Annotated in this window: 11 protein-coding genes; 8 read left to right on the top strand and 3 right to left on the bottom strand. The window is 62.2% G+C overall.

All coding sequences use genetic code 11. The annotated features are described in order from the left end of the window. Positions 1–124: 124 nt before the first annotated feature. Positions 125–2,455 carry an acyl-CoA dehydrogenase family protein gene (locus ABIA65_RS00625; protein WP_241401575.1) on the bottom strand — a complete coding sequence of 777 codons (2,331 nt, stop codon included), beginning with the start codon at positions 2,453–2,455 and terminating at the stop codon, positions 125–127. 221 nt (positions 2,456–2,676) lie between these two features. Here ABIA65_RS00625 and ABIA65_RS00620 point away from each other — a divergent pair, with 221 nt between their 5' ends. Further along, a complete protein-coding gene (locus tag ABIA65_RS00620) occupies positions 2,677–4,155 on the top strand; it encodes a class I adenylate-forming enzyme family protein (RefSeq protein WP_241401574.1) in 1,479 nt (492 codons plus the stop codon). 1 nt (position 4,156) lies between these two features. Here the strand turns inward: ABIA65_RS00620 and ABIA65_RS00615 are convergent, their stop codons facing one another. After that, entirely contained in the window at positions 4,157–4,705 is a 549-nt protein-coding gene (locus ABIA65_RS00615) for an enoyl-CoA hydratase-related protein (protein ID WP_241401573.1), read from the bottom strand. Between the two features lie 55 nt (positions 4,706–4,760). Further along, complete coding sequence (locus ABIA65_RS00610; RefSeq protein ID WP_241401572.1) at positions 4,761–5,372, bottom strand: enoyl-CoA hydratase/isomerase family protein; 612 nt, start codon at positions 5,370–5,372, stop codon at positions 4,761–4,763. A 186-nt stretch (positions 5,373–5,558) separates the two neighbouring features. Here ABIA65_RS00610 and ABIA65_RS00605 point away from each other — a divergent pair, with 186 nt between their 5' ends. The 7 genes from ABIA65_RS00605 to ABIA65_RS00575 all read left to right on the top strand — a co-directional run bounded on the left by ABIA65_RS00605 (position 5,559) and on the right by ABIA65_RS00575 (position 12,570). Beyond that, a complete protein-coding gene (locus tag ABIA65_RS00605) occupies positions 5,559–6,329 on the top strand; it encodes an enoyl-CoA hydratase/isomerase family protein (protein ID WP_354522290.1) in 771 nt (256 codons plus the stop codon). A 205-nt stretch (positions 6,330–6,534) separates the two neighbouring features. Next, the gene (locus ABIA65_RS00600; protein ID WP_354522289.1) at positions 6,535–7,740 is read left to right on the top strand and encodes an amidohydrolase family protein; all 1,206 of its coding nucleotides are present in this window, start codon (positions 6,535–6,537) and stop codon (positions 7,738–7,740) included. Positions 7,741–7,789: 49 nt separating this feature from the next. Then, on the top strand, positions 7,790–8,725 hold the full coding sequence (locus tag ABIA65_RS00595; RefSeq protein ID WP_241401569.1) for an amidohydrolase family protein: 936 nt from the start codon (positions 7,790–7,792) through the stop codon (positions 8,723–8,725). Then, the gene (locus ABIA65_RS00590) at positions 8,722–9,039 is read left to right on the top strand and encodes a hypothetical protein (RefSeq protein ID WP_354522288.1); all 318 of its coding nucleotides are present in this window, start codon (positions 8,722–8,724) and stop codon (positions 9,037–9,039) included. Before ABIA65_RS00595 ends, ABIA65_RS00590 begins: the two co-directional genes overlap by 4 nt. 33 nt (positions 9,040–9,072) lie before the next feature. Next, a complete protein-coding gene (locus tag ABIA65_RS00585; protein WP_241401567.1) occupies positions 9,073–10,206 on the top strand; it encodes an amidohydrolase family protein in 1,134 nt (377 codons plus the stop codon). Positions 10,207–10,235: 29 nt separating this feature from the next. After that, positions 10,236–11,441 carry an acyl-CoA dehydrogenase family protein gene (locus ABIA65_RS00580; protein WP_241401566.1) on the top strand — a complete coding sequence of 402 codons (1,206 nt, stop codon included), beginning with the start codon at positions 10,236–10,238 and terminating at the stop codon, positions 11,439–11,441. A 10-nt stretch (positions 11,442–11,451) separates the two neighbouring features. Continuing rightward, a complete protein-coding gene (locus ABIA65_RS00575; protein ID WP_354522287.1) occupies positions 11,452–12,570 on the top strand; it encodes an acyl-CoA dehydrogenase family protein in 1,119 nt (372 codons plus the stop codon). The last annotated feature ends 255 nt before the right edge of the window (positions 12,571–12,825 follow it).

Raw genomic sequence — 12,825 nt, 5'->3', positions numbered from 1 at the left:
AGTGCACGGGCTTGGTCTGCAGTGTCCATGGGACACAGCGCATTCGCCATGCGATCGCAGGTTGTGGCCAGCGCCGTCATCGACGAGTGGACGAGTCCGTCGACGACGGTGCGTATCAGGCTGGTCATGAGGTCGGAGAACCGTCGGTTTGCGACTTCCGGAACCGCGCGATCATCTGCCGAGCAGCACGCTCGCGGAGCATCTCGGGTCGGCCGATCGCGACGGCGTTGGCTTTGGCTCTACGCAGGAGGAGGTGTGCTGGATGCTCCCAGGTGAACCCGATGCCGCCGTGGATCTGGATCGTTGCTTCGGCAGCGGAGATAGCGCAGTCCATTGCCGCCGCCGCTGCTAGTTCAACGACACCGTCAGACGCGTCGTCAGAGAGAACGCCGTCCGCTGCGGCGAAGACCTGGCTGCGTGCCCCCTCAAGCGCTACGAGGGTGTCGGCGCAGCGGTGCGAGATCGCTTGAAAACTACCGATCGGTCTGCCGAACTGCTCACGCTCGGTAGCCCATGTCACCGCCATGTGGAGTGCGCGGGCCGCCACGCCCACGGAGTCCGCCGCAACGGTCAGTAGGCCTCGTCGCCGAGCTATTCGCAGTGCGTGCACGAGATCGTCTCCTGCGGAGACGACTTCACCACGTACGCCCGCGAATGTCACAGCGCCGACCGTCGACGTGAGGTCGAGTGGTTGATGTGCGACAACCGACAGGCCGGGGTCACCCGGTTCGATTGCGATGAGGACCGATTCCCCGCTCACACTGGATCGAGCGAGAGCGAGTATCACCTCGGCCATGGGCGCACCGGCCACCACGGGTACCACGCCGCTGAGTCGAGTCCCGTCCCAGGTTGGAAGAGCTCGGCCGTCGGTTACCCAGCCGCCGTCGTCCAGTGACACGGCGAAAGCCGCTGCGGCTCCGGAAGTGACGCGACGTGCCAAAGGCGAGGCACCGACTGAGACGGCGACTTCAAGCGCGATCACGGTCGGCACGAGTGGGGCCGGCGACAGTGCCTTCGCCGCCTCTTCTATCGCCGCATAAAGCACACGTGGTGCAGCGCCCGCACCGCCCAGGGATTCGTCGACGGATAGCCCTGGAAGCCCGAAGTCGGTCAGGGCCGACCAGACCGCACGGTCCACGCCGCTATCTGAGGCCCGCTCAGCCAACACCGCTTCGAGATCGACGACGGTCGCCAGAGCCTTGGAGAGTACCTCGCGCAGCGTAGTCTCGTTTGGATCGCTGATGAGGAGTGGCGCTCCTGCCGGACCCGAGGCGGACCGCGTTCCCTCTCCGCGATGCGAAGGGAGACCGAGCACCGTCTCGGCGATGGTGTTGCGCTGAATCTCCGCCGTCCCAGCACCGATGGTCGTGGCTCGACTCATCAGATAGCCGTATGTCCACCGACCGCCATCAACGGCGCCGGCAGCCCGGCTGCCCAGCGCCGCGTACGGCCCAGCCGCCCTCAACGCCAGAGCATGTAGGCGCTGCTCGAACTCAGACTTGACCAACCGGTTCACCGATGCGACGCCACCCGGATCCGCACCGTCCAGTACGGCCGAAAGAGCCCGCGCGCTATTTGCGGCGATCGTGCGTACGCCGGACTCGAGTTCGGCGACGCTTTGCAGAACCAGCCGATCGGCATCGAGTCCGCGATCGACGATGAACGCGAGAACCTGGTCAAGAGTGCGCCGATACTTGAACTCGTCGGCGAGAAACGCCGTCGCGCGTTCATGGCCGAGGGATGTGCGCATTATCGACCAGCCCTGCCCCTCCTCTCCGACGCGGTTGTGCACGCTGACTTCGACGTCGTCGAAGAACACCTCGGCAAAATGCACGCCGCCCGAGATGTCCCGGAGTGGCCGCACGGTGATCCCCTTGCTGTCCATCGGTACGAGCAAGTAGGTGATGCCCTCCGTGCTCCGGACGGCGGGGCCCGTGCGGACCAAGGCGAACATCCAATCGGCGCGCTCGGCCATGGTGGTCCACACCTTTTGACCATTGATCCGGTAGACGTCGCCGTCGCGAACCGCCCGCGCGGAAAGAGACGCCAGATCGCTTCCGGCTCCCGGTTCGGAGAACCCCTGGCACCAGAACTCATCGGCTCGCAACAACGGTCGCAGGAATCGGGCCTTCTGCTCGTCGGTGCCGTGCTTGATCAGCGTAGGGGCGACTATGAACGACAGTGGACACGGGTGGGGCGGAGCTCCAGCTGCCGTGGTCAGCTGGTAGTAGTCGATCTGGTCTGCTACGGAGAGATCCAAGCCCCCAGCTGATTTCGGCCAGCCCGGTCCAGCGAGTCGCTGGTCGACAAGTTCGGCGTGCCACGCTCGTGCGGCTCTAATTCGGTCGGGCTTGATTCCGTCATCCTGGTTCTTTGTCGCGGCGTCGTTCTCGCGCTGGCTGTAGTCGGCGATCAGTGCCTGCAGGCGCTCCCGCCAATCGTCGGACTGATTCATATTGCCTCGCATCGGCGTTGGGGGCCGAGGTGGCCCGTCTACTACAAGTAACCGCTGCGAATGTTCTACACGCTGTGGAAGAGATTGCTACTTAACTGTTTTGGTGGATGGAACATGCCATTGCGCATCGTGAATCGACTGTGATCTGGTACCAATCAGTGCCCATCAGAGTTGCAGGGTTCTTTAACGGTGTTGGATCCGATTTCGACGGGGGTTTGATAGTGAGCATCTCGCTGCTGTTGGAGATGGCGGTCAACGCTCGACCGGATCGCATCGCAGTCGTTTCGGGTGAAGAGCATTGGACCACCCAGCAGCTCAGCGACATTGCAGATGGTGGCTCAGGCGTGATTGCGGAGTCGGATGTGGAGCATGTTGTGTACGTCGGTGTCGGTGGGGCCATGTTGCCGGCCCTGCTGTTCGCGGCAGCAAGGGCAGCGTGTGGATTCACTCCGGTCAACTACCGACTGTCGAGTGAGGCGATCGGAGAACTGATCGAGCGCCTCCCGAACCCCCTGGTCGTGGTCGATCGCCGGTACCGCGATGTGGTGGGCAACGCGGGAAAGTGTGTCCTCAGTTCTGAGGACTTCCTCCTCGCGGCACGAGACACTCCACCTGCCGATCGGTTCGCGGATCCTGGAGCGACTGCCGTGGTCTTGTACACCTCCGGTACGACGTCGAAGCCCAAAGCGGTCGAACTGAGCCATGCGAATCTCACTAGTTACACGACCGGCACCGTTGATTTCGATAGTGCCGACCCTGAGGACGCCGCCCTCATCTGCGTTCCGCCCTATCACATCGCCGGCGTAACCGCCGCGATGTCCAATCTCTATGCCGGACGTCGAATGGTGTACCTGCCCACATTCGACGCGCTCGAATGGGTACGGCTCGCTGCCGCCGAGAAAGTGACAACCGCGACGCTCGTTCCGACGATGCTCGACCGCGTTGTGTCTGTGCTCGAAGAACGGCGAACGGACCTACCTGCGTTGCGCAGTCTGGCATACGGCGGGTCCAGAGTCGGCCTGCCCTTGGTGCGGCGAGCGTTGGAGTTGCTACCTCACGTCGGATTCGTCAATGCCTACGGTCTGACGGAGACGAGTTCAACAATCTCAATCCTCACGCCGGCGGATCATCGAATCGCGTTGGCGAGCAGCGACGGTTCCATCGCCCGGCGCCTCGGGTCCGTTGGCCGCCCGGTCCCCGGAATCGAGGTTGAAGTTCGTGCCGACAATGGACGAGTCGTCGGTCCGGGCGAACGGGGCGAATTATTCGTGCGCGGTGAGCAGGTATCCGGCACGTACACCGGTATCGGCTCGCTGCTCGATGAGGAGGGCTGGTTCCCGACAAAAGATGTCGCAGAAATCGACGAGCAGGGCTATCTATTCATAGGCGGAAGGAGTGACGACACGATCATCCGGGGCGGTGAGAACATCGCGCCGGCCGAGGTCGAAGACGTCCTCATCGAACACCCCGATGTTCGTGATGTGGCGGTCGTCGGAGTCGAGGATTCTGCCTGGGGCCAGGCTATCGTCGCTGTCGTGGTTCCGATCGAGGGCGCCGACCCGGATCCGGAGGCATTGCGCGAGTACGTTCGTGCCCACTTACGGGGTTCGCGCACTCCGGATCGAGTAGTGTTCCGCGCTGAGCTTCCGACGAATCCCACAGGCAAGGTTCTGCGCCGCGAGCTGGTCGCGAGCCTGTAGCTCAGTCTTGTCCCAACACTCTCCGGCAGTCAGCTAGCGCCTCACGTATCGAAGTCACCTGAATCTGAACATGCCTGTCTAGCTGCTTATCGGTAACACATTGGTGCGCAAGGCCGACGTTCGTCGCGGCCGTCCCGTCGATGAAGCTATCGGAGATAAGCATTGCGTTGGCTCGTACCCGACCAATGCGCACGGCCAAAGCACCAGCCACCTGATCGGCCTGCGGCCCCAGACTCAACTGAAACCGGCTGCTGCGCGTTGCGACTACGACGTCGCATGCCAATGCCAGTGCGAGCCCTAGGTCGGCGCAGTATCCAGACACAGCCGCGACACATGGTTTTGAAATCCGTTCCATCTGCTCTAAGAGCGAGGCAACGTGGGGCATCTCACCGTGCGATGGCACACCGAAGTCCGATCCGACAGCGGCGCGCATGACGATGCAGTCGATGTCGTCACGCTGCGAAGCCACCGCCAAATGGTGCATGAGTTCTTCGACCATCTCGCCGGTCGGCCTCGCCGGCTGGCCGTAATCGAGCTTGAGATCCGCCACGCCCGCTGAGTCGAACGCCGCCGTGACACGCGCCGCAGACTGACCTCTGGACCGTCTAAGCATGAGGCGTCGTGCAACGGCGGCTTGACCCGTATCGATGCGCAACCTCCTCTGAGCGCTGTCGAAGTTCTGCAAGCGGAACAACATCGTTGACCATGCCTGCCGCCTGGGCTTCGACAGCAGACAGGGCAGCCGATCTCGCCGACGGCGTTCTGGTACAGCGTCCGCTCGCCTCTACGCCACGCCAGGGTGCTGGCGGCTCGAGGAAAGAAGCGTGCTCAGCCGCGATTACGTGATCGGCCTGGGCCAGTAGATCGTACGCAGCCGCGCGCACCAGCCCGTTGACTGCCACGACGACCGGCACCTCAACACCGTGCGCACGTGGCGACAGCGGACTGGACTCTATTGAATCGTCTGTACAACCGATGCAGAAGGCCTCGGTGCCCGAACCTGTCACAATCACCGCCGCGACGCCAGCCATTTCCGACACCTCGTCCCACAGGGCGCCAAGGATGTGGGCGAGTTTTGAATCGATCGCGTTCAGTCTGTGTACACGATTGAGCTGAACCCGCACCAGCCCCTCCGATGTGGTCTCCACGATGAGTCCGTGGGTGACCGCAGGGGAGTTCTGAGGATCTCCGATGGAGAACTTGGCGGGTTGGCGCATATGGTAGTTCGCTCCTGTCCGGGGTGATCTGTAAGGCGAGGCTATGTCGGTCGCGTCCCTAAGCAACGGCCTAGTTCAGCCCTATGGAACTGGCGGTGGTCTGCACGCATCGTCGCCGTGCAACGTGCCGCATTGCACGCGAGTGTGAGATGAAAAACCAACTGCAGCAGTGGAGGAAGTGCGCTCATGGAGTTCGTCGATACGGTGATCCAGGGGCGGGTCGCGACCGTCACGTTTTCGAGGCCGCCCGTGAACGCCCTTACCCGTCAGGCTCTTGAGGAGATCGCAACAGCGTTCGAGTCCCTGGCCGATCAGCGAGTTTCGGTTGCAGTTTTCCGTACTGGCGGCGAGAAGGCCTTCATTGCCGGAGCCGACCTCAAGGAGATCGACACGCAGCGGGAGCTGAGTCCGGCGGAAGCGGTGGACGACGGTGCGCTGGCGCGGAGGTCTCTGGAGGCGGTGGCCCACTGCGCAGTACCGGTCGTCGTCGCGGTCGACGGATCGGCGGTGGGTGGCGGACTGTCGTTTGTTGCGTTGAGCGACATAGTGATCGCTAGCGAGCGCGCCCGATTCGGCGCCGTCGAGATAAACGTCGGTCTACTTGGCGCGAGCGCGCATCTGCGACGCATGGTCGGTGAAAAGCGTGCCAGGGAGTTGTATTTCACAGGCCGCATAGTCGACGCCGCGGAGATGGCGGGCTACGGCGGCATCACCCACCTAGTGCCTCATGACGAACTCGACGCCACAGTGGTTCGAGTTGCCGACGAACTCGCGACGAAGAGCCCCCTTGCCTTGCGGCTGGCGAAACAGGCTATGGACCGTACCGAGGGGTCGCCGGTTCATGAGGCGTATCGCCTGGAGCAGGACTACACCAACCGGCTGCTTCGCCTCGATGACTCGACGGAGGCACGCCTGGCCTTCCTCGAACGTCGGGTGCCGCAGTGGCAGTGGCGCTAGATGTGCGCCAGAAAACTTGTGTCCCAACGCGTTCCTCGCTCGTCCGGGTGCTTGGTCACAACAGTGGCGAAGGTGCCGGGCAGTTACCCGCGGTGGACCGTACAAGCGATTCTCGGGCTTGTTCCGTGTGATTGAACTGTTCGTTGGGGTGGTGGCGGCGGCGGCTTTAGTGTCGCGATAGTCCAACGGTGTGAAGGAGCGTGTGATGTCGATTCTGGAGCGTTTTGCGGGTCGGATGATGGATCTCGATTCCCATGAGATGACGCCGGCTCATCAATGGGCGACGGTGTTCGGTCCTGCGGCAGGTCTATTCGCGGACGTGTTCAAGGCACATCATCCGGATGCGCCCAACACATTGAATCCGAGTGCCGAACGTGACGATGCGCCTCTGGTGGGTGCTACTCCTGAGCAGATCTGGACGCGCGGGGGGTATGCGCCCGGTTCATGGGACATGCATCGACGTCTGGAGTTCATGGATCACTTCGGCATTGACCGGATGCTGGTATTCGCCACTGGTCCAGGGGGTTTGGGGTTCATCTGCCTCTGTGAGCCGCCGTTGTCGTTAATGCGCCAGCTCGCCGGCGATACCGATATCGATCTCAGTGCACTTGATCTGCCGGCGATCGGCCGAATGATGTGTGGATTGCACAACGACTGGTGCATCGAGACGGCCAAGATCAGCGATCGGCTGCGGCCGGTCGCTTCGCTGGACACCTCGACGTTGGAGGGGGCGCTGGCCGAGGTCGAGCGGATAGTGGCCGGTGGTGTGCGTGCGGTGATGGCGCCTAGTGGGTTGGTGCCAGCGGGGAAGTCGCCGGGACATCCAGATCTCGATCCGTTGTGGGCACTTCTGGCACGCCATCGTGTGCCGTTCCTATTGCACGTGGGTGGCGATTTCGGGTTGATGGCGTCGCCGACATGGCCCAGCTACGGCGTGGAGTCCAACAAGGTGGGCACCGTGCTGGCCAGTACGGAGTTGAATCTCGATCCGTACTCGTTGGCTCAGATGCACGTCGGGGTGGAGCACTACCTGGCGGCGATGATCTGCGGTGGGGTTTTCGATCGGCATCCCGATCTCTTGGTCGGCTGTATCGAGACCGGCGGCTACTGGGTGGGTCCATTGGCCAAGCGCCTGGACAGCATCGCAGCGACGTTGCCGCAGACGTTGCAACGCAAGCCTTCGGAGTACTTTGCGAGCAATATCCGGGCGACGTGTTTCTGGTGGGAGCCCGTTGATGTCTATATCGAGCGTGATGGTCTCGAGGATGTGTATGCGCTGGGCACGGATTATCCGCACTTCGAGGGCGGGATGGATCCGATGACCGGGCACGCACAGATGCTGCAGCGGCTCGGGCCCGAGGTGATGGAGAAGTTCTTCGTCGAGAACGGGCGTCTGTTGCTGCCTGACTAAGTCAGCGTGGAATTTCTGGTCGTTCAAGTCGGTGAAAGGTTGTTTTGCAATGGCGGTTGTGGATGCGGTGACGGGCAGGATTCTGGATGCCGACTCGAGAGTGGACAGTGGTGCGGATACCGCCGCTGACATGTCGCGTCGGTTGGATCTCATGGATTCCTCTGGGGTGGATCGGGCTCTGCTCTTTCCTGCTGGTCCGTTGGAAACCGACGGCGGGTCAGCAGAATCGGGGCTGACTAAACTCAAGGCCCACAACGATTGGTGTGCTGATATCGCGAAGATCAGCAGTCGTCTGCGCCCGGTGGCGGTGATCGACACCGATTCGATCACCGATGCGATCGCAGAGGCCGAGAGGGTGATCGACGCCGGGGTGCGCGCGGTGTGTGTGCCTGCAGGAATCCCCCCCGGCGGGATCTCCCCCGGCCATCCCGATGTGGATCCGTTGTGGCAGGTATTCGCCTCCAGCGGTGTTCCGATTGTGCTTCGCGCAGAGTCGCGACTGAACATGTTCCGGTCGCTGACGTGGGACGTCGAAGGTGATGGAGCCGAGCTGTTTTCGTTGGCTCAGGGCCATGTGATGGCGAAGAACTATCTGACGCCCATGGTCTACGGCGGCGTGTTCGATCGGCACCCAGATCTCATGGTCGGTTGCGTGCAGATGGGGGCTGGCTGGATCGGTCCGATGGCTGAGAATCTCGACGGCGTCGCCAAGAACTGGTTCTCCAAGACTCTTTCCAAGACTCTGAGTCTCAGGCCCTCGCAGTACATAGAAAGGAACGTCCGGGTCACGTGCGCTGCGTGGGAACCGGTGCACACCTACTTCGAACGATATGGGCTCGACGACGTCTACATCTACGGATCGAGCATCGTATCCCCAACCGATGACGTCGATCCAGCCAATCAGTACACCGACCTTCCTCAACAACTCGGACCGACCTTGACCGAGAAGTTCTTCGCCACCAACGCGAGCGGACTGATGCCTTGACCGACCAGAACAACTTGAAACCCGGAACGCGTTTGCATAGCGCTGTATGCGATACCGCGGTCATCGTCGTGCGATCGCCAGCGCAACCCGCCACGATCTGTTGCGGCGGTGCGCCGATGCTGCTGCAGGGCGAAGAAGCCGATACCGCGTTGACGCTCGAGGCGGATGACGAGGGAACAATCATCGGCAAGCGATACGAAGATGCGAGTAGCGGCTTGGAAGTGCTCTGCACAAAGGGCGGAGCCGGGGCGCTGGCGGTCAACGGTGACCGACTTCCCCAGAAGCAAGCCAAAGCACTTCCTGCATCGGATTGATCTGCGAGCGGTGAAATGAAACGGAGCAAGATTATGACTGAGAAGATCTGGACGCACTCCGGCGACTCACACTTTCTCGAGCCGGACGACCTCTGGCATCAGATCCTGCCGAAGAAGCAGGCCGACCGGATGCCACGCACTGAGCGGCTCAGCGAGACCGAGGAACGGGTGACCGTCGACGGCAAGAGCTTCACTCGTGCGCTGCCGAAGATCGAGACTGCCAAGAGTTCGACGGGCGAAACGATCATGGAGATGAGTCACAGGCCCCCTGGGGCTCGCGATATCGGCCTCCGCCTCAAGGACCTCGACAATGAGGGTGTCTGGGGTGAGGTGATGTACCAGTCGATCGGACTCTGGTGCAACCTGATTGAAGACCCGCAACTGATCAGGGATGCTGCTCGTGCCGAGAACGAGTGGTTGGTCTCCGAGATCCAGTCGCATGCGCCGGATCGATTGGTCCCGGCGGCATTGATGCCGTTGTTGACTCCTGAAGACGCTGTTGCCGAGCTGTATCACGCGGCCGAGATCGGCCTCCACCTGGTGTCCTTGACGACTGGAAATCCGCCTGGGACGAGGGACTGGAACGATGACTCCTGGGAGCCCTTGTGGGCTGCGGCTGAGGAAACCGGGATGGTCATCGGCTTTCACATCGGCACTGACGGTGATGATCAAGGAGGTGCGTTCAGAGGTCCGGGCGGTGCAGTGCTCAACTACGTCCAAACCACGTACGGCGGTCAGTATGCCGCGATGAAGCTGGTAGCCGGCGGCGCGCTCGACCGGCATCCGACGCTGAAGGTCCTCGTCTCCGAGGGCGGGGCCAGTTGGGTTCCCTTCATCGGCGACCGCATGAATGAGGCGTACCGCCAGCACGGCACATTCGTGCGACCTCAACTCTCGATGTTGCCGAAGGAGATCCTCTACAGGCAGGTCTATGCGAGCTTCCAGCACGACGAAACGGCGCCGGCTGCGTTGTGGGCGATGGGCTACCAGAATGTCATGTTCGGCAGCGACTACCCGCACCTGGAAGGGACGTTCGGTCACACCCAGGAAACGCTTCATAAGTTGTTTGATGATGTCAAACCAGAAGTGCGTCAGCGTATTACACAAGGATCGTTCACAGATCTCTTCCCGCACGTGTCTGCGCCACCTGTGACTTCCGCGAGTTGACGCAGGATATGGAGCTGGGAAGGTGCGAGTTGACGCAGACGGGTGACGCCGAGGATGCTCTCAGCGATCTCGATGCCTTTCGTCTGGAGGTGCGCGATTGGTTGTCCAAGCACGTGCCCTCCGATTGGCGAGTGCGACAGACAGGCGTCGGCAAGCAGGACTACCTCGAATTTCAGCGGTGGTGGATCGAGGAGCAGAGGGAGGTGGGTTACGCCGTAGCGCACTGGCCGAAGCAGTGGGGTGGTGCCGAATTCTCCCTCGCGCAACAGGTCGTACTGTACGAAGAGTTGGCAAAGGCCGACGCGCCACGGCTCGCGCTCTACTTCGTGTCACTCAATCACGCAGCTGCGACGTTGCTTCATGCGGGTAACGAGACGCAGAAGCAACGCCACCTGCCGGGAATCCTGAACGGCGAGATCTGGTGCCAAGGATTCTCCGAGCCCAACTCCGGTTCCGATCTCGCCAGTTTGCAGACGCGCGCCGTGCGCGATGGTGATGTGTACGTCGTCAACGGGCAGAAGATCTGGTCGAGCTACGCGGAGTTCGCCGATTGGTGCATCCTATTGGCACGAACAGACGCCGCGGCGCCCAAACGCAAGGGAATTTCGTACTTCCTTCTCGATATGCGCAGCGCCGGAGTCGAAGTCAGACCAATTCGGCAGGCGACCGGTGACGACGAGTTCTGCGAGATCTTCCTTACTGATGTTCGGATCCCGGTTACGGACCGCATAGGTGAGGAGAACGACGGCTGGCGGATTGCGCAGAGCACGTTGGTAGCCGAGCGCGGCCTGTCGATGGTGGAGCTGAGCGAGCGGTTGCGGGGAATCGTTCCTCGACTCGTTGAGACGGCTCGCCGTGCGGGCGCTGAAACCCGCGACTCCGTCGCTCAGGAACTCGCTCAACTTCACGCGGACGTGGAGGTTCTTCGTCTGATTTGCGGTCGGATGGTCGAGAATCTCGTGCGGCACGGCGGTGTCGGCCCAGAAGCCTCGATCATCAAGCTTTACTACAGCGAGCTGTTGCAACGCTTGATGGAGTTCGCCGTCCGCTGTGGCGGCCTGGAGGCGCAGCTGTTACGCGATCTGCCGCTATCGGTCGGGTGGGAGTCGGGCTACTGGATGCGTGACTACATCATGTCGTGGCAGTGGACGATCGCCGCCGGGACCAACGAGATTCAGCGAAGTCTGATCGCCGAGAAGGTGCTCGGTCTACCCCGAGACCCACTGATGGACTAGGAGTATCGAAGTGGTATACAGCCCGGTGGTGGATCTCGACGATCTCAGGGAGATCGTGCGGGACGTCCTTGCCGAAGGTTCGTCCTCGACCAAGGTCAGAGAGCTCTTGGACGACCCCGTCGGCCACGATCCGGTGTTGTGGTCTCGGCTGAGCGAGCTCGGTTGGTGCGGAATTGCGGTGCCCGAGCAATTCGGCGGCGCGGGCGGTTCGTTCGTCGAGTTCGGCGTCGTACTTGCAGAACTCGGGCGTCACGTGACACCGACGCCTCTGCTGTCAACGGTCACCCTGGGGATCGGTGCACTGATGCTGGCCGGCTCGGCGCAGCAGCGCGCCGAGTGGCTGCCTCGCCTGGCTTCGGGAGAGGCGAAGGCAGCGGTAGCGTTCACCGACTCGGGGGCGCACGGTGCCGCCGAACCCGGTATCGTCGCCAGACCGCTGCGCGGCGCCTATCACCTCACCGGGAGAGCCGCTTTCGTTCTTGACGCCCATACCGCGGACCTTCTCATCGTCGCCGCTCGTGAGGAAAGCGGTGCTCTCTCGCTGTTCGCGGTAGAACCATCGCAAGCCGAGATTCGGATCACGCCGAGTGTCGATCAAACTCGCAGGCTGTGCGATGTGCGTCTGGATGGTATCGAGGTAACGGCCGACGCTGCACTGGGCGCTGTTGGGGAGGCCGGCCCAGTCCTCAGCGCGCTGCTGAACCGCTTCGCCGCGGCACTGGCGTGTGACAGCTTCGGGGGCGCCGAACGCTTGACGGAGATGACTGCCGAATACGCCAAGGAGCGTGTGCAATTCGGTCGTCCAATCGGCACGTTCCAGGCGGTAAAGCACCGGTGCGCGTCGATGGTAGTCGACACGGAGATGGCGAGAGTCGCGGCGGAATGTGCTGTGGCCGGCTTTGGAACGTATCCGGCGGGTGATTCCGATGCGGTGTCCATTGCCGCACTGCATTGCAACGACGGTTACATTCGAGTGGCATCAGCCGCTCTGCAGATGCACGGTGGCATCGGATTCACCTGGGAACACGACACGCACCTCTACCTCAAACGCGCCCGGCTCAATCAGGTGCTGGCAGGTGACACCGCGTGGCATCGAACGCGGCTGGCCAGAAATCTATTCGCGGGGTAGCCCGCGGTGGGCCTGGTTGCGTCCTCACTTGTGGCCGCGTCCATACCGCGACCGGAGGAGGATCTCGATGAACACTCTTCCGGTCCTTGCGTCATTGATCACCACCCCGCCGGAATGGACTAACCTAGCCAGGCGATCCAGTCGGCACGTTCCAGGCGGTAAAGCACCGGTGCGCGTCGATGGTGGTCGACACGGAGATGGCGAGAGTGCCGGCGGAATCCGCTGTGGCCGGCGTTGGAACGTATCCTGCGGGTG

Source organism: Mycolicibacterium sp. 624, assembly GCF_040548615.1.
Classification (GTDB): domain Bacteria; phylum Actinomycetota; class Actinomycetes; order Mycobacteriales; family Mycobacteriaceae; genus Mycobacterium.
Note: the sequence above shows the minus strand (reverse complement) of the source record. Positions and strands in the feature narration are given on the sequence as shown.

Bases quoted from the DNA above. Each gene is read 5' to 3' on its own strand.
- ABIA65_RS00600 (WP_354522289.1), top strand. From the start codon at position 6,535: ATGTCGATTCTGGAGCGTTTTGCGGGTCGGATGATGGATCTCGATTCC.
- ABIA65_RS00585 (WP_241401567.1), top strand. From the start codon at position 9,073: ATGACTGAGAAGATCTGGACGCACTCCGGCGACTCACACTTTCTCGAG.
- ABIA65_RS00605 (WP_354522290.1), top strand. From the start codon at position 5,559: ATGGAGTTCGTCGATACGGTGATCCAGGGGCGGGTCGCGACCGTCACG.
- ABIA65_RS00625 (WP_241401575.1), bottom strand. From the start codon at position 2,455: ATGAATCAGTCCGACGATTGGCGGGAGCGCCTGCAGGCACTGATCGCC.
- ABIA65_RS00610 (WP_241401572.1), bottom strand. From the start codon at position 5,372: ATGCGCCAACCCGCCAAGTTCTCCATCGGAGATCCTCAGAACTCCCCT.
- ABIA65_RS00595 (WP_241401569.1), top strand. From the start codon at position 7,790: ATGGCGGTTGTGGATGCGGTGACGGGCAGGATTCTGGATGCCGACTCG.